Here is a 17251-nt window from a genome sequence, read left to right as displayed (position 1 = left end):
TTATAAGCTAAATCCACCCCCCAGTTTCTTCCGGGTTGGCTGTAACGGTCTAAGCCCAAATCGTCAGCGGCATGGCCGTCCAATTCGGTGTAGCTCCAGTATTTTTGGTCCAGAGCATTAAACAGGCCTGCACGTAGGGTTAAATCCTGTAGCGGCTGGTAGTAAGCGGTTAGGTCTAATAAAGCATGGCCAGGAGCTGGGGCATTGTCTTGATTGGCCCAATCATCCGCTTTCTTCGCTGCAACCATGGTTAAATTGATCACACCGCCCCACAGTTGCTCGGGGTGATCGTAACCCAATCCCCATACTGCAGTCAGCGGCGCTACCGAATCTAAGCTACTGCCATCTTGTTTATTCTTACCTTGGGCGTAGGCCATGCTAAAGCGGCTGTAGCTACCTTTAGGTGCGCCTAGGGCTTCGTCTAACCAGTATTTAGCTTTAAATTCAACGCCGTAGATTTCGGCTTCACCAATGTTTTCATTAATGGTAATACCGGCTGGGTAAGCGGGATCTCTATAGTCGGTCACCGATTGAATAAAGTTGGTGTAATCATTAAAGAAGCCGACTAACTCCATGCTGGAATACGAAGTATTGGTTCGCAAACCAATTTCGTAGCTTTGGCTTTCTTCTGGCTTCAGCTCCGGGTTAGACAGGGTGGCATAGCCGTGGCCAGCGTTGTCAAAGGCATAATAAAGCTCGTCAATGGTAGGGGCTCTGAAGCCTTCACTGTATTGCGCGAAGCTGCTGAATTGTTGATTCCAGTGATAAACCACACCCAAACGTTTGGTCAGTGCATCGCTAGAGTGCTCGGTAAAGCCGCTGCTGGCATCTGGCGTGGCTGTGTAGTCGTCGTAACGCAGGCCCGCGGTGAGCACTAAACGCTCATCCATTAGGTACATGTGGTCTTGAATAAAGAAGCCACGTTTCTCTGATTCGGCCTTGGGAACCTCCGGTGAGCCCGCTTCTACGGTACCGCGATCATAGTAATAAGTACGGTAATCTAATTCAAAGTCGTTATTAATAGCGCTTAGGCCGTAACTTAGTTCGTGACTGCCATGGTTAAACTCTAGCAATTTGTCGAACTGCATATCAAATTGTACAGACTGGTCCTCGCCATTACGTTCACGGTTACGGCTGCCGTAGATCCCCGTAGTGTCTAGGCTGTTATGCTCGGAACGGCTTTGTTGATGGCTAAGTTGCCAGAACAGCTGATCAAAGGCGGCGTTGTTGGCTGTCCAGGTATGGTTAAAGCCAATGCGGCTGCGTTCATCTTGGTCTTCGCCTGTCACATTGGTATAGGTGAAACCGGGCATCACCGTATAACCTTCGTTACTTAAGATCTGTACCTCAGACTCGCGCTTAAACAGCTCGCCGACCAAGCCAAACTTATGGGCGTTATTGAGTTGGTAATTCAGCTTCACCAATAAGTTGTGTGAGTCAAAGTCAAGGGGGTTGGCACGACCACGGCTACGGCCATTAATGTCGGCACCAGAAGAATGGGTCTTGGTTTCGCTGCCATCTCGGTAGGTATAAATGGCTAGGGCTTCCCAAGCTTGGTAGCGTTTAGCTAGCTCTAAAGTGGTTTTGTAAGCTTCGTTAGCACTGGCGTAACCGGCTTTAATTGCCACATGGCCACTATCGCCTTCGTCCAAAACATCGGCTGGGTTCTTGGTGCGTAACAAGATGGCGCCACCTAGGGCGTCACTACCGTATAGGCTTGAAGCCGGGCCTTTGTTGATTTCTATGGCGCTCAGAGTATCAACTTCATAGGTATTTGGTCCCTTGTTCATCACATCGCCACCGGGGTTATAGGCGGTGGGTTGCTCAATACCGTCTACCATCAACTTAATCCGGTTACCGTCTAAGCCGCGAATGTTGAAACCGCTGGTGCCGTAGCGGCCTTGGCCGGTGGCCGTTACACCGGGTTCATAACGAACCGCTTCACTGAGGCTATCGGCTAGCTGCTGTTCCAGTTGTTCGGCGTGCACCGCGCTAACGCTAGCGGATACATCTTTAATACTTTGCTCGGTTCGAGTTGCTGATACCACTACTTCGTCAAATAGAGTGGCGTTAGTTTCTGCATGGGCCAAAGGGCTGAGGCTAATCATGACGGCGTTGGCTATGAGTGTGCGCTTGAGTATTTTCATGGTAATCAGGCTTAATCCTTATCCTGTAAATATCGACAAGCCCTTACTATATACAATACGAATGAGAATTAAAATCATTTGTATTTAATGATTATTGGTTTTTGCTTGATAATAATACAGTTAATAAAACGGCGAAGCCGATGGACTTGCTTTGTATAAGCTTTTAGGGCGAGATCTAGACGGCTCTTGGTCTACTTTAGCCCGTTTTATGGCTGCTCGGAGTTAAGCTGAGCAATAAGCTCATGGTGGTGCTTATTGGTGGGTGAGTTGAGTGCGCGTAGCATCGGTTGCGGAGAGGGTTAGGTTTATGAATTAACCAGAGTCGCGGCGCGACTTGCCACTTTGAAGCTGCTTCAAAGTGGCAAGTGGGTTAAAGGGCTTTAGCGGCCTTGCTTGGAACCGCGCACTAACATGAGTACGAAGTAACTGCCGCCTAATACCGAGGCTATGGTGCCAGCGGGCATTTGCATTGGAAATAACATCACTCGGCCCAACCAATCAGAAAGCAGCATTAATAAGGCACCAAGCGCGCAGGCTACCAATAATTGCGGAGCTGCTTTGCGAGCGCCCAGCATTACCGCCATATGCGGTGCCAATAAGCCAACAAATGCCAGTGGCCCAATTACTGCGGTGACCACTGCACACAATAGCGCAACGACTAGCAGTAGTATTAGGCGCGCCTTATTGATGTTGAGACCGCGGGCGAGTGCAATATCATCGCCGGCAGAAATCAGGGTCAACCAGCGATTCAGTGCAAGGCTAATCGACGCTAATAGTGTTACCACAACCAATAATAGGACGACTTTGGCTGGCTCTACTCGATAGGTGGTGCCGGATAACCAGCCGAGTATGCTGTATACCTCATCGCTGCCCTTGGCCATGGCAAAGGCAACGAGTGCGTCTATTAGTGCCGCTAAAGCAATACCGATTAACACCACCATAGAAGGTGCGAACTGGTGTTTTCGCCCCAGTATTAACAACAGTGCTAATACAGCGCTGCTACCCAAAAAAGCCACCAGTGAGCCCACTTCAAAAATAGAGGCGCCGGTAAATAGGGTGGTGAGTACCAAGGCAAATGTGGCCCCTGCTGACATGCCCAGTATGTCGGGGCTCGCCAACGGGTTGCGGATCAGGCGCTGCAATATTACCCCGGCAATAGCCATGGCAGCTCCGCCTGCCAGCGCTGCGAAAACTCGTGGCCAGCGCAGTTCCCAAGTAATCGGATTGTTCAGCTTGAGCTGCCAACCGTGCAGTGATGGCGCAACAAATAAGGCCACAAATAACATCACCAGTAGCAGTAGCCCTAGCCAATACGGCAGGCTTTTACTTAGCGTGTTGGCGCCTTTGGGCAGCTCTAGGCTCTGTTGATCTTTGGCACCTAACTTACCGCGGCTAAACCAAATTAAGGCGGGGGCGCCAATTAATGCGGCAGCAGTACCACTGGGGATCATATTGGCGCTGTAATTACTCGCCAACAAGGCCAGCATGTCGGTGAGGAGTAATAATAAAGCACCGAGCAGGGCACTGAAGGCGAGCTGATCACTGGCGCTTCTCGCTCCAAGGCTGCGCACAATATTGGGGGCGAGTAAGCCAATAAACCCTATCACGCCAACCGCGGTAATAGCACAGGCCAGCGCCCAAATGCCCAAACTAAGTAAAATGATCATGGTTGGCAGTAGGCTTAAGCCGCGTGCCGCTGCGCCTTGTTCGCCTAGTCGTAGTAGCGTGAGAGGGCGCGGAGCGAGAATAAATAGCGCCGGAACCACCCATAGTTTTGGTAGTAACCAGTGCACCCAAGACCAGTCAGTTTGGCTTAAATCTCCGGCGCCCCAAATAAACAGGTTTTTGGCGTATTGATCATGGGTCATCACAATGGCGGTAGCAATGGCCCCTAATAACAGGTTAATCGCTAAGCCCGAGAGAATAATCGGTAAGCCACCTAAACCTTGGCGACCGGCAATTACTATCACTAAAGCCGTTGCTAGCATGGCCCCAGCCGTGGCAAACCAATGATCGTAGTTACCAATGGCACTGGGTAACCAAACACTAAGACAAACCAAAGCCAGCCAAGCGCCAGAAGATGCGCCCAGGGTCATCGGCGATAACAATCTATTTTGGGTAAGCTGCTGTAACAAACTGCCCACTAAGCCAAGCACCGCGCCTACCATTAAAGCCAAGCACAGTCGCGGCAGGGTCACGTGTAAAAACAGTACCTCTACAAACTCGTCGGCTTGCCCATAAGTGAGCAAGCTAAATTGCTTAGCCAAGGTGGGCGCTTCACCTAGTTGTAGATACAGCAGTATGCTTAATAGCAGACCAATGCTAGCCAGCCCATAACGGCGGGCTAGCGATGCGGCATTATGATTAATCATGACTTTCTATGGTTAACAGGCTGGTAGTGAGAGCTTGGGCCAGATAGAGCACCGAATGTACGCCGCCATAACTCCAAGCCGATTGCATGGTGGTGTAGTGGCCTTTTTTAACAAAAGGCATGGCCTGCCACAGTGGTGAGTTATTGAGTTGCTCGGCAAAAACAAAGGGCTCAATATTCACCACTATGCCGTCTTTTATCTTGGCCAGATCGGTGATCTTTTTCTGAGTGATACCCCATTGTGAGGCTTTTTGTGGCAATGCCGGGTTTAAACCGAGCCGTTTAGCGGCAGCTTGCGACATCGAATTATCACCATAAACAATCACCGTGGCGGGGTTATTAAAACGAATGGTGGTGACTTCAGGAAGTTGCCCAGAGAAGTGCTGCTGTAGTTGAGCCGCTAACTGCTCCAGCTGCTGTTCTAAGTGCTGTAGACGTTGCTGGGCATAGTCTTGTTTATTCAGCAATGTTGCCAAGCTGAGATAGATTTCGCGTGACTTAAGATAGTTGTCCTGCTTGGCATTAAACGAGTCGTAAAACAGGGTAGGGGCAATGTTTTTCAAGCGCGGCAGCATATCTAACTGCATGCTACTCAGCAAAATCAAATCGGGCTTAAGCTCTTGAATAATCTCAAGGTTGGGTTCGGAGCGAGTGCCCACATCGGTGACTCCGGCTGGTATTGCTGGTTTTACCACCCAGCTTTGGTAGCCGGCCATATCGGCAATGCCCACCGGGGTGATCCCCAGCTCGATCAGGTTTTCTGCCATTGACCAATTTAGTGCGACGATACGAGTCGGTGTTTGCTCAAAATGATGAGCTTTTAGGTCATCTTCAATGTTTATCGACCAAGCCAAACTAGATTTTAGCAGGCTGAATATGAGCAAGGCTTTAATGGTATTCCAGTAGATGGGGGCTTGTAGTAAGTTCATGGGGTTCCTTAGAGGCCGGCCACGGCGGCAACTGGCAGAGATTGACAAGGCTGAGTAATTAAATCGAAATTTAAGCCATAGACCTGTTTTAGGGTGTCGTGCTGAAGCAGGGCTTGGGCGCTGCCATCAAAGCAAATTTTGCCTTGTTTCAGGGCGATAATGCGGTCGGCAAAACGGCAGGCGAGATTTACGTCATGCAAAATCACAATAATGCCGCGTTGCTGCTGTTGATTGAGTCGGCTTAGTAGCGTCATCAACTCATATTGATGCGCCAAATCCAATGCCGAGGTGGGCTCGTCGAGTAATAATAGCGGAGCTTGTTGAGCCAACAGCATGGCTATCCACGCTCGCTGGCGCTCTCCTCCAGAGAGTTGATCGGCTAGATGTTGGGCATAATGGCTCACATTGGTATCGTTCATGGCTTGCTCTATGGCGAGCTGATCTTGTTTTTTCCAACGTCCTAGAGTGCCACGCCAGGGAAAGCGGCCCAGCCTTACCAGCTCGCGAACACTTAGCCCCGCTACGTCGGGTAAACGCTGTGGTAAGTAGGCCAGTTGTTGGGCTAATTGGCGTTGTGATAAACCACTTAAGGCTTGCTGATTAAGGGTAATGGTTCCGCTGGTGGGCGCTTGTTGGCGTGCCAGCAACTTCATTAGGGTCGACTTCCCCGAGCCATTATGGCCAAGAATGACGGTGACTTGCTGAGCGGATAGGCTCAGTTGGTCTATTTCTAGAACCGGAGTGTGCTGGTGGCACACGCTAATATTTTGTAGCCTTAACATTGCTGTAGTTCTTGTTGATGCAGAGCAAGCTGCTGGGCTTGCTCGGTTCGGTTTAATTTGGGACATGCTAAACAGTAGTCGCCATCTGGGCGTAGGTGGTGTTGACAGCAGGCCGAGGGTTTTGCCAAGGTTTTACTGCGTTGCGGGCCCAGTTCTAGTTCGAAAAACGGGGATTTACTGCTGAGCTGGAGTTGTTGATACCATGGTTGTAATAGCTGATTTAACGACTCAGCATTAATGGCTGAGTGGTGTTCGGCTAGCAGCAGCATGAAACGGGCCAGTTGGTCTTTTACCAGGCGCATGGCTACCGGCTCGCGCAGGGTGGCTAAGCCTTGTAAGTGCTGAAAATAACTTGCCAATAGCTGTTTCAATGACTGGCAAGTGCTAGCCAGCGTCTTCGCATGGCTTTGCTGTAACGCGCTTAAGTGTAGGTTTTTGTAACCACTCACCACCCCGGTTTGAGGGTTAAAGCCTTGCACCAATTGGCTAAAATCGAGGCTACGCTGCGCAGCATATACGCCAATTAAGCTCAAGCTGACTGCTTGCCAGCTAAGCATGGTCCAAGTTCGGGTCACCCAATAACGCTCGCCTGCCTTAGGCTGTTGCCGTTGCCAAAATCGATATAAGCGCTCAAGCCCTTGGCTGCTATCAGCTAAGCTGATCTCTGCTGCTGCGGGCTTGTCACTTATATCGCTTAGTGCCGGGTGAACTGCCGAGGCGAGCACGGCAAAAGGCTCGCTGCTTTTGCAAGCAGCGAGCAATTGTTGGCTAAGCAAGTCGCTGTTGGTCTCAAGCGGCTTTGGCATAACTCTCCTTGTTGCGGTTCCGCTTAGCGGCGCATAACTTAAAAGTTGTAGCGTGCATTGGCGGTAACATATAAGCCTTCCCCATAACCACAAGTACCAGAGCTTGAACAGTAGGCGACGTAGTTTTTATCAAATAGGTTCTTGGCGTCGGCACTCAGTTCCCATTGACCGGTTTGGTAGGCCACCATGGCATCAAATACCGTATAAGCCGGTACCGAGTATAGGTCGCTGCCATCGGTGGTATCGCCAACATAGCGGCTACCTAAGCCAATTCGCAGTCCTTCTAAGCGGTCGCTAAAGCGATAGCTTGCCCAAGCAGATGCCAATTGGTCGGGAATATACGCCAAGCGATGGCCGTTTTGTTTATCCTCGGTCTGCTGATAGGTGTAGCTAGCCAATAGCTCAAACTGTTGCCATTGTTTATTTACTTCAAACTCGGCCCCACGAATACTGACTTCGGCTAAGCTGCGGATCCCGCCGTTGGGGTCGGCTTGCGCACGGTTGCTTTGGGCAATGTCGTATACGGCTAAGGTGGCCAGTAGATCTTGTCCTTCGGGTTGATATTTCAACCCCAGTTCATACTGTTCGCCGCGTAGCGGATCTAAGTACAGGGTTTGGCCGCTATTGGCATCGTTAACCGTGCCTTGAGGCTCGAAGGATTGTGAGTAGCTTAAATAGGGCGAAACGCCGCTATCGAAATGGTACATCGCGCCTAGGCGGCCGGAAAAGGCTTGGTCGCTAGGGCTAATAGACGAGCCTTCGGTTTCAGTTTTGGTACTGTCATAACGTAGGCCGGCATTAATTGAAGCCCGCTGCAACGTGATTTGGTCACTGACATACAGGCCCAGTTGTGAATTAGTATTCTCAGCGCCGGGGCTAATGGTGTAGCCGCTAGGCACATTGCCGTACACTGGCGCGTAAGGGTTAATCGTACCGCCGCTGCCATACCAAACATCATCGCGGGTTTTCGCTTGTTGGGCATCTATTCCCATTAATAGGGCGTGTTCTACATTGCCTGTGAGGAAGTTAGCGGTGGCACGAACATCGGCATTAAATACCTTACTTTGGCCTTGTTTGTGGTAAGCCGCACGGTTAATGCTGCCATCTGGCAAGTAGTAAATTGGCGTGCCATCGGGATTAGTCGCTCCCGTTGGCAGTGACCACATCGAGCGGTAATCTGATTCGCTATCGGTATAACGGGCGTTTGCGGCTAACGACCAAATCGCATTAAAACGGTGATCAAATAACGCACTAAATGAGGTTTGTTCGGTGTCGTAACCATCCCAGCCGGGCTCACTTAAAAAGGTGCTTCTGGCAATGTATTGGCCATTGGGACCTGCGTATAAGCTGCCTTCGGCAGGCACAAATTGCAATACTGTGCCGGTTTCATCTTTTTGCAAGTTGGCCAGCAATGTCAGGTTGGTCTCAGGGCTGATCATCCAAGTTAACGAGGGGTTAATCAGGTAGCGATTATCTTCGGTATGTTCTACCTGAGTATCGGCCTTACGGGCTAAACCCACAATGCGGTAAAGCAGCTTGCTGTTAGCGATGGGGCCTGTTGAGTCAATAGCCACCTGCTTACGCTGATGAGAGCCGCCTTGCAACCATAGTTGGTGAGCCGCTTGTTGCTGAGGTAGCTTGGATACCAAGTTAATCGTGCCGCCGGTAGAGCCTTGACCGTAGAGTACTGAAGAGGGGCCTTTTAATACTTCTATGCGCTCTAAGCTAAAAGGATCGGGGCGAGTATTATTGTAGTTGCCGAAGTTGGTTTTCATTCCATCCAAATACTGGGTGGGGGCCACTCCGCGAATCTTAGTCCAGTCTCCGCGCGAGTCTAAGCCAAAGGTGCCGGCATATACACCAGAGGTATATAACAAGGCATCTTGGATGTTCTTCACTCCAGTGTCTTGGATGAATTGTTGATCGACCACCGCGACAGAAAAGGGCAGCTCTTTGATCGGCACATCCATTTTACTTCCCGTGGTGGTGGAATTGGCAATGCCTTGCTGTGCCACTACGGTCATTGTTTCGCCCACTTCAAGTGATGCTTCTTGCTGTTCAGCAAGGGCGCTTTGGCTGACAAGCGCAGTAATCAATATCGCTAGTTGAGTCCGTTTCATTGTTATTAAGCGTTCCTGTTTTCTAATCATTACATGGAGTTTTTTCTTTAAATTGATGGGCGGTATGATATTATCAAATACAAATGATAACAATTCTTATTTGTATTAAATTTTAGGGTTTAATGTGAAGATTTTGTTGTTAAATATTAAGGGGATGCCCATTAAGGGCGGAATTGAATAAAACAAAGGCCCAGTTCAACACTTGGCTAGAGGGTGGTGTGAGTTTTTGCCTTGTTAGGCTCGCAGCTAAGCCCACTATGTAAATACATTTATGGTAATACAATGAAGATTTTCAAGTTTTTACAGCACCTTGCAGCAGTGAGTAGTTTGCTGTTGAGCAGTTCACTGCTGGCGAGTGGGCTGGATAACAGCCTGGCTACCACGATAAAGACCCACCAGAACAATAAACACAGTCAACAGCAAATCGATCAACTCGACGAGCAAAGCCAAGTGGCTATGCTGAGCTATCAGCAAAACCAACAACAAGCCGATTTGCTAGAAGCCTACAATAAACAGCTAGCCTTAATGGTGAACTCGCAACAGCAGGAGTTGGCCGATTTAGCGCTGCAATTAGACTCGCTAGCCGCCACCGAGCAGGCGGCCTTGCCTTTGCTGGTGGATATGTTGCAGGCCCTGAGTCAGTTTATTGAACACGACCTACCGTTTTTAGCTAAGGAACGTGCTCGGCGCATCAATAACTTGCATGCCAATTTACAGCGCGCCGATGTGAGCTTGGCAGAAAAGTATCGCCAAGTCTTAGAGGCCTATCAAATCGAAATTGAATACGGCCGTACTATTGAAGCCTACCAAGCGCAATTGCCTGCCGCGCAACTGCCCTTTGTGGACACCCGCAATGCAGGTGAGTCCTTACAGTTAAACTTTTTCCGTTTAGGTCGTAGTGCCTTGTATTGCCAAACCCTTGATACTAAACACAGTGCCCTGTGGGACGCTCAGGCGCAGCGTTGGCAAGCACTTGATGCTAGTTATAACCAGAGCTTACGCAGCGCTATGCAAGTGGCTTGGCAGCAAGCGATTCCTCAGTTGTTAACTCTTCCTGTTAATCCCGCCGTGGAGGCTCAATAATGCGCGCAGCCATTACTATTCTTTGTGTTGTTTTTAGTCTTAGTAGCTATGCCCAACAGAGTGAAATCACTAGTCGCAGCTGGGATAAAGTAGCGCAGGATATCAGTGGTCATGATAGCCAAATCAACCAACAGCGCTTGAATGAGTTTAAACAAAACTTAGCCCAGCAACAGGCCCTATTAAAACAAAGCCAGCAGCGCTTAGCCGCCGCCGAGCAACGTCAACAACAGCTAAAGGCCAGCTTCGACAATAATGAACAGCGCTTAACAGAACAGCAGCAGCTGTTAACTCAGCGCACTGGCCAGTTAGGTGAAGTATTTGGGGTAATTAAGCAGCAGGCCAGTGAGGCCCAGGGAGCCTTGAAAGATTCTTTAGTTAGTGCGCAATTTCCACAGCGCGAGCAGCGTTTAGCCTTTGCCGATCAAGCTCGTATTCCCAGCCTAGAGGAATTTAAGGCGCTGTGGGTGACCTTGCATCATGAACTGAGCGAATCAGGTAAAACGGTGCGTTTTCAACGCGAAGTGGTGAGCCCAAGCGGGCAAAGCCAAAGCCGTTCGCTACTGCGCCTGGGTAACTTTCAACTGATTGACCAAGAGGGGCAGTTTCTGCGTTGGCAAAGCCAATTAAATCAAGTGCAAGTTCTGCCTCGCCAACCCAGCGCTAGCGCGGTGTCTCAGGCCAAGGCTTTTGTTAATAGCCAACAGCCCGCTGCTCTGCTGGTGGATGTGACCCGCGGCCAGTTATTGGCGATGTTAGAGCAAACCCCCGACTTACTGGCTCGCCTCAAACAAGGTGGGGTAGTGGCTTATATTATTCTTGGTTTGGGCGCGATTGGTTTGTTAATGGCCTTGTGGCGAATTGTCGCGCTGTGGCTAAACGAGCTCAAAGTTAAACGCCAGTTGGCCAACATAGGCCAGTTAAATACCAATAATCCACTGGGCCGAGTATTAACTAAAGCGCAGCACAGTGATTTAGCGGTAGATGATTTAAGTTTGCGTATTGAGGAAGCGATTCTTGAAGAAATGCCCGGTTTAGAGCGTGGCCAAAGTTTAATTAAGCTGTTTGCTGCGGTAGCGCCGCTGCTGGGCTTATTGGGCACGGTAACCGGAATGATTGGCACCTTCCAAAGCATAACCCTGTTTGGCACTAGCGATCCGAAGCTGATGGCCGGGGGGATCTCGCAAGCGTTGATTACCACCGTAGTGGGCTTGATTGTGGCGATCCCCTTATTGTTTAGTCACAACCTGTTAAGCACCCGTACCCGACGAATTTTGCAAATTCTGCAGCAAAAGAGCACGGCTTTATTAGCCGATCGCAGAGAGCAACGGCAGGACTTTAAAGATGCTGCTTGATTGGTCACAAGCCGGCACATTATTACGTGAGTTTTTAAACTCGGGTGGCTGGGTGCTTGGCGCTATTTTAGTGCTGAGCGCTCTGTTAATCACACTGTTGCTAGAGCGCTATTGGTTTCGCATGGTGACGTTTCCTGCTTTGCATCGGCAGTTTATACAACAGGCCGCGGCTTATGTTCAGGTCTATCGTTGGCAAAGTCATTACTGCGACATTGACTTGCAGCTAAAGCAGCACCTGTCGTTTATCAAAGTGTTGATTTCATTGTGTCCCTTAATTGGTTTATTGGGCACCGTCACCGGCATGATTGAGGTGTTTGATAGCCTCGCTATAAATGGCACCGGTAATCCACGTTTAATGGCGGCGGGCATCGCCAAGGCCACCTTGCCAACCATGGCGGGTATGGCGGTGGCGGTATTTGGTTTGATTTTTCATACTCATTTGGCGCGTTGGGCGATTCGCCAGCGTGCCCATTTAGAGGCCTCTTATACTCGTATTCAAAGTGGTCGAGCCACTTTGACTAAGGCCTAAGGTTAGACATTATGCGACAAAGCAGAATATTTGCTCAGCAAGACGAGGAAGCCCAAATCGACATGACGCCGATGTTGGACATCGTATTTATCATGTTGATTTTCTTCATCGTATCCACTTCATTCGTTCGAGAAGCGGGGATAGAGGTACAGCGCCCTGAAGCGCAAACCAGTAGTGAACAAAGCCAAGGGGCGGTGATGGTGGCGCTGTCGGCCAGTGGTGACATTTGGTTAGATCGTCAGTTAACCGATATTCGTATGGTGCGGCCAAGTTTAGAGCGGCTTAAGACCGAGCAGGCCGACTTAGCCGTGGTGGTACAAGCCGACGAAGAATCCAGTACTGGTCAGTTGGTGAAGTTGTTGGATCAGTTACGCTTGGCAAATGTGCCGTATTCGGTGGCAACGCGCGCAGGAGAACAGTAGTGCTGCGTTTAATGATGTTGTCGCCCTTGGGCTTGCTAGCAGCACTGAGCTTTTTCTGGGGGCTAGCTCAGTTAGCTGGGCTGGGCCAAAGTTTGCCTAAGCCCAGTAATGAAGTGCGCTTAAATCCCTTTTTAGTGCAGTTGCAAGACAGTGATGTAGAGCTGCGTACCCGAGAGCGAGAGAAGCCGCCAGAGCCAGAAATAGCCAAGCCCTTGGCTCTGCCGCAACTCAGCAGTGAGCCAAAAACCAGTTCAAGCCTGCCCAATATTGATTTAACGCTACCGCAAATAGAAAGCTCTCCGGTGGCGATAAACATGGTGGCGGGCTTGGCCGATTTTGCCCCGCCAGGGCCGGTGGAAGTGTCCATCGAGCGTAATCCGGTGGCCTTATCTAAGTTCGCGCCTAGTTATCCGCGCGCGGCGATGCGCCGCAAGATTGAGGGCTCTGTTACCGTGAGCTTTCAAGTTGCGCCTAATGGCAGCGTGGTCGCAGGCACTATTGAAGTGCTGGAATCAGATCCTAAAGGGGTATTTGATTTGGCGGTGAAGCGGGCGCTCTACCGTTGGACTTTTCAGCCCAAAACCGAGAACGGCCAAAACGTCGGCTTTAAGGCCTTACAAACCTTAGAATTTAAGTTGGCAGAATAGGAGGGCAAGATGTTGATTAAACGATGTTCTAAAACTTGGCTGCTGATGCTGGTTATGCTCGCTGGTGCAGGCGCTCCTAAGGTTATGGCCGCCGGGCCGCAATTAAGCCCCTATCAATATCAGCAACTTAGTCAGGCCGCCGAGCTGCGTGAACGCCAGCAATATCCGCAGGCAGAAAAGCTGCTCGTTGAGCTACTGGGCCGTTTAAACGAGCAGACTAAAGCCAGTTATGCTTTGGCCTTGACGCAACTCAAGCTCGGTCAGTTGTTGCTGGAGCAACAACGCTACCAAGAGGCGCTAAATTACTATGAGCAAGCCGTGGCATCTGGCCATGTTGAGGCACAACAGGCGCAACAGTTATTGCTGCTACGGGCGCAGCTAAACATGAGTCTAGCCCACTGGCAACAGGGTATTAGCTTGTTGCAGCAGTGGCTAAACACCACTGATGCCAGCCAGCAGCAAGCCAGTCATTACCACCTTTTGGCACAGGCCTATTTACAATTAGAGAGCTGGCAATCGGGCGCTAAGGCGATAGAGCGAGCAATAAGCATGCAAACGGCAGCCGTTCCGCTCAACTGGTATAAAATGGCAATGGTGAGCCGTTCTCAACTAGAAGACTGGCCGCAAGCCATTGTTTGGCAAAAGCAGCTGCTGGCTGCAGAGCCACAGCAAATGCAGCATTGGTATCAGCTTAGCGCCTTAATGCTGCGCGCCAAACAACAGCGTAGCGCTTTAGCTAGCATGCGCCTTGCCTATCAACAGGGCTTATTCACCAAACCAGAACACTACACTTTGCTTAGCCAATTGTTGCTGCGCGAGGGTAATGCCTTTTTTGCCGCCAGCATCGTTGAGCAAGCGCTAGAACAAAATCAGCTGCCGCGAAACAAGGCTAATCAACGCTTGCTAAGCCAAGCTTGGTTGTTGGCCAAGCAACAGCAGCAGGCTGGCGAAGCCTTGGCTAAATTAATCGAGATAGAGCCTAGTGACAGTAACCTGCGCCAATATGCTCAGCTGCTATTGCAACAGCAGCAATGGGCTAAGGCGGCGCAGATCTTAGCTAGGCTGGTGGAGCAGCAAACCGAGGTAGAACCTAAATTATGGCTAATGCTAGCGGTGGCCAATGTGCATCTAAGTAACTACCAACAGGCTCGCCAACTGCTTGTAAAAGCCCAGCAAGATAGTCGCTTACAAAACGAAACCGAAGTGTGGTTAAACTACCTAAAGCAGGTGGCATCTTAGGCCATCGGCTTTAGTGGCTATTTCTTTCATGCTGGCCTTCACCTTTGCTAGACGGCGTTGATTGCTTGGTTCTTCTTCGGCTGTTCTATGAAAAGCGCGCAGGTTAAACGGCGTGCTCATCACTCCATCAGGGCTTGTTTTGCCCAAGTAAACTTGGCCAAGTATTGGCAGATAAATTTGCTACAAAATTGACTTTGCCAAGGCCGCTATTCGTACTACACTCGCCTCACTTACCTAGTGGGTCTTTAGCTGCGCTTGCTCTTCTTCCTTTCTTATTGAGCGTGGCTTAAGGGCATCAGTCACCTTCGCCAAACTGCAAGGCTAGCCTTGAGAGAGCTTAGCGACCACTGATTAAGATGATGCTTTACGGTTTGCTCAATGGTTTGCGGTTAGCGAGGCATGGAGCTGGTTAATAGTGTTGATTAATAGCTGGAATTTATATTGGGCGCATTAGTAGAACTGCCTACGTCGAAAGGCGGAAATAACAACGACGAAACCCTCTTTAGCTTGATAGCCGAGGATTTATACCACCAGGGCTACAGTATTCGGGTTGCGGCTTTACCTAATGACATTAGCGATGCCTTGTTCACCGAGCAGCAAAGTTTACATAATGCACATTATGTTGAGGCGGGCATTGGCCGAGGTGATGACTTTGTAAAGACCGAGTTTGTGAGAACCGATGAAATTTGCTGGATAAGTGAGGCCTCAGAAGCGGGGCAAACTTGGCTTTCGTGGACGTCACGCTTACAGCGCTTTTTAAACCAGCGGCTGTTCTTAGGCTTGTTTTCCTTTGAAAGCCATTATGCGCATTATGCGCCCGGTGCCTATTACAAACGCCATTATGACGCCTTTCGTGGTGAGGCTAATCGGGTATTGTCGGTGGTGTGTTATTTGAATCCAAATTGGTCGGCCAGCGATGGCGGCGAGTTGGTGTTATATCGAGACGAGCAAGATAGAGAGGGGCTAAAGGTAGTGCCTTTATATGGCACAGTGGTGGTGTTTCTAAGTGAGGAATTTCCCCACGAAGTCTTACCCGCCAGTCGCGATCGTTATTCAGTGGCTGGCTGGTTTAGAGTCAATTGTTCCATCGACAATAAGATTGACCCACCTCGTTAGTGGCTGCGCCAAATTATCGGTGTTTAGTTTGCTTTGCTAGGGCAAAACTGTAAAGGTTTAGCCAGTAGCGGATAAAGCTTATATAGGGAGGGCTGAATGCAGCAATTAGCCGCCGATATTTGGATAGAAGAAGGGCCGAGCGTACCTTTTCTTGGGTTGCCATTTTCCACGCGCATGACGGTAGTGCGCCTCGCTAATGACAAGCTGTGGGTGCACAGCCCGATTGAATTAAATGATTCGATTCGCGCAGAACTCGCCAATTTAGGCGAGCTTAGCTACCTGATCGCACCCAATCACTTACATCATCTATTTATAGGCGATTGGCTGAAGGCCTACCCTAAGGCGCAAGCCTATGGTACGGATGAGCTGATTAAAAAACGCAGTGACATTCGTTTTACTGCTTCATTAAATACAGCGCAAGATTGGCCATGGGCCGAGCAGATAGACCAGCTGTTATTCTCAGGCTCTGCCTTGATGCAGGAGTGTGTATTTTTCCATCGACCTTCGGCGACCTTAGTACTTACCGACCTAGTGGAAAATTTTGCTCCTAGTCATTTTAATTTTTGGCAGCGCAGTGTGGCTAAGCTGGTGGGGATTGTGGCGCCCAATGGTAAAACCCCTTTGGATTGGCGCTTAAGTTTTTTCTTTCATAAGGCCGAAGCGGCTAAGCACTTTACACAAATGTTGGCGTGGCAGCCGCAAAAAGTAGTGATGGCACATGGTTTAGTCATTGAGCAAGATGCGGTGGCGTTTTTAAGCCGCTCTTTTAGCTGGCTCAACAAACACGCTTGAAGCGACTCTGGCTTGGCCCCATATTGGCTGTATTAGATGATACAAGGATGGTGATATGGATTACTTATATGCAGTGATGTTGTTTGCGGTATCGTCGTCGGTGACGCCGGGGCCAAATAACATCATGCTGATGAGCTCGGGGCTTAATTTTGGGGTAAAACGTAGTTTACCGCTGTTGACTGGGATTTGTGTCGGTTTTGCCGTAATGCTGTTGTTGGTGGGTTTTGGTTTTTCCCAGTTATTTGAGCTATTTCCGCAATTGCACCTGATCATCAAGTGTACAGGGGTGTTGTACCTGCTGTATTTGGCCTATTTGATTGCGAAATCGGCGGGTGAGCTTAGCGCCAACCAACAAGCCGCTCCTTTTTCGTTTATGAAGGGGGCTTTATTTCAGTGGGTGAATGGTAAGGCTTGGGTTGTGGCCACCGGTGCGATCGCAGCGTTCACAACGGTTGATAGTCATTTCCTTAGTCAAAACCTGTTAATTGCCAGCACTTTCTTGTTGGTGTCTTTCCCTTGTGTGGGTTTGTGGTTGGCTTTTGGCTCGGTGTTGCAGACGGTATTAAACAGCCCAACACGACGTAAGTATTTCAACTTCAGCATGGCCGGGCTATTGGTGGTGTCGGTGTTACCGGTGATGGCTGAAATATTTCAGTTGTAGTTTAATTGAACCGCTTTACCTGAGAGTGCTCACTCGTTTTATCCTCATTGAATTAGCCACGGGGTAAAAGCTATCGCCTACGGCGACGTCATTTTTCTTTGGCGAGCAAAGAATAACGAAGCAAAAAGAAAGCTCGCCCTGCATCTTCTTAGATCCTCCGTTGCGCACTCACAAGGGCGTTGAAGTAAACACTACGCTCAAACAGACTTCAACTTCTCCCCTTGCTCATTTGCGCTACTCGGCGAAGATGATGGG

Annotated in this window: 15 protein-coding genes; 9 read left to right on the top strand and 6 right to left on the bottom strand. The window is 49.7% G+C overall.

The annotated features are described in order from the left end of the window. The 6 genes from ACQY6Q_RS04370 to ACQY6Q_RS04345 form a co-directional block, all read right to left on the bottom strand. The coding region (locus ACQY6Q_RS04370; protein WP_427978308.1) for a TonB-dependent hemoglobin/transferrin/lactoferrin family receptor at positions 1–2147 on the bottom strand (2147 nt) is incomplete at its 3' end. A 380-nt stretch (positions 2148–2527) separates the two neighbouring features. Then, positions 2528–4519 carry a Fe(3+)-hydroxamate ABC transporter permease FhuB gene (gene fhuB, locus ACQY6Q_RS04365; RefSeq protein ID WP_427978305.1) on the bottom strand — a complete coding sequence of 664 codons (1992 nt, stop codon included), beginning with the start codon at positions 4517–4519 and terminating at the stop codon, positions 2528–2530. Next, positions 4512–5447 (bottom strand): iron-siderophore ABC transporter substrate-binding protein, encoded by a 936-nt coding sequence (locus tag ACQY6Q_RS04360; protein ID WP_427978303.1) that lies wholly within the window; start codon positions 5445–5447, stop codon positions 4512–4514. The genes fhuB and ACQY6Q_RS04360 overlap by 8 nt, the downstream gene beginning before the upstream one ends. 8 nt (positions 5448–5455) lie before the next feature. Then, positions 5456–6229, bottom strand: coding sequence for an ABC transporter ATP-binding protein (locus ACQY6Q_RS04355; protein ID WP_427978301.1), 774 nt, complete (start codon positions 6227–6229; stop codon positions 5456–5458). Continuing rightward, a complete protein-coding gene (locus ACQY6Q_RS04350) occupies positions 6223–7035 on the bottom strand; it encodes a siderophore ferric iron reductase (protein WP_427978299.1) in 813 nt (270 codons plus the stop codon). The genes ACQY6Q_RS04355 and ACQY6Q_RS04350 overlap by 7 nt, the downstream gene beginning before the upstream one ends. Positions 7036–7073: 38 nt before the next feature. After that, positions 7074–9155 carry a TonB-dependent siderophore receptor gene (locus tag ACQY6Q_RS04345; protein ID WP_427978296.1) on the bottom strand — a complete coding sequence of 694 codons (2082 nt, stop codon included), beginning with the start codon at positions 9153–9155 and terminating at the stop codon, positions 7074–7076. 282 nt (positions 9156–9437) lie between these two features. Here ACQY6Q_RS04345 and ACQY6Q_RS04340 point away from each other — a divergent pair, with 282 nt between their 5' ends. The 9 genes from ACQY6Q_RS04340 to ACQY6Q_RS04300 all read left to right on the top strand — a co-directional run bounded on the left by ACQY6Q_RS04340 (position 9438) and on the right by ACQY6Q_RS04300 (position 16996). Then, entirely contained in the window at positions 9438–10238 is an 801-nt protein-coding gene (locus tag ACQY6Q_RS04340) for a DUF3450 domain-containing protein (RefSeq protein ID WP_427978294.1), read from the top strand. Then, positions 10238–11590, top strand: a complete 1353-nt coding sequence (locus tag ACQY6Q_RS04335) for a MotA/TolQ/ExbB proton channel family protein (protein ID WP_427978292.1) — start codon at positions 10238–10240, stop codon at positions 11588–11590. The genes ACQY6Q_RS04340 and ACQY6Q_RS04335 overlap by 1 nt, the downstream gene beginning before the upstream one ends. Next, complete coding sequence (locus ACQY6Q_RS04330) at positions 11580–12119, top strand: MotA/TolQ/ExbB proton channel family protein (RefSeq protein ID WP_055732488.1); 540 nt, start codon at positions 11580–11582, stop codon at positions 12117–12119. The genes ACQY6Q_RS04335 and ACQY6Q_RS04330 overlap by 11 nt, the downstream gene beginning before the upstream one ends. 11 nt (positions 12120–12130) lie before the next feature. Continuing rightward, on the top strand, positions 12131–12541 hold the full coding sequence (locus ACQY6Q_RS04325; RefSeq protein ID WP_055732487.1) for an ExbD/TolR family protein: 411 nt from the start codon (positions 12131–12133) through the stop codon (positions 12539–12541). Next, a complete protein-coding gene (locus tag ACQY6Q_RS04320) occupies positions 12541–13188 on the top strand; it encodes a TonB family protein (RefSeq protein ID WP_427978289.1) in 648 nt (215 codons plus the stop codon). The genes ACQY6Q_RS04325 and ACQY6Q_RS04320 overlap by 1 nt, the downstream gene beginning before the upstream one ends. A 9-nt stretch (positions 13189–13197) precedes the next feature. Continuing rightward, complete coding sequence (locus ACQY6Q_RS04315) at positions 13198–14427, top strand: tetratricopeptide repeat protein (RefSeq protein WP_427978287.1); 1230 nt, start codon at positions 13198–13200, stop codon at positions 14425–14427. A 441-nt stretch (positions 14428–14868) separates the two neighbouring features. After that, positions 14869–15543 (top strand): 2OG-Fe(II) oxygenase, encoded by a 675-nt coding sequence (locus ACQY6Q_RS04310; RefSeq protein ID WP_427978284.1) that lies wholly within the window; start codon positions 14869–14871, stop codon positions 15541–15543. Positions 15544–15639: 96 nt separating this feature from the next. Next, positions 15640–16335 (top strand): DUF4336 domain-containing protein, encoded by a 696-nt coding sequence (locus ACQY6Q_RS04305; protein WP_427978281.1) that lies wholly within the window; start codon positions 15640–15642, stop codon positions 16333–16335. Positions 16336–16390: 55 nt separating this feature from the next. Then, a complete protein-coding gene (locus tag ACQY6Q_RS04300) occupies positions 16391–16996 on the top strand; it encodes a LysE family translocator (RefSeq protein WP_427978278.1) in 606 nt (201 codons plus the stop codon). The last annotated feature ends 255 nt before the right edge of the window (positions 16997–17251 follow it).

The organism is Agarivorans sp. (genome assembly GCF_050295395.1).
In the GTDB taxonomy this organism is placed as follows: domain Bacteria; phylum Pseudomonadota; class Gammaproteobacteria; order Enterobacterales; family Celerinatantimonadaceae; genus Agarivorans.
The sequence above is the reverse complement of the archived record's forward strand: the minus strand, read 5'-3'. Positions and strand labels throughout refer to the sequence as shown.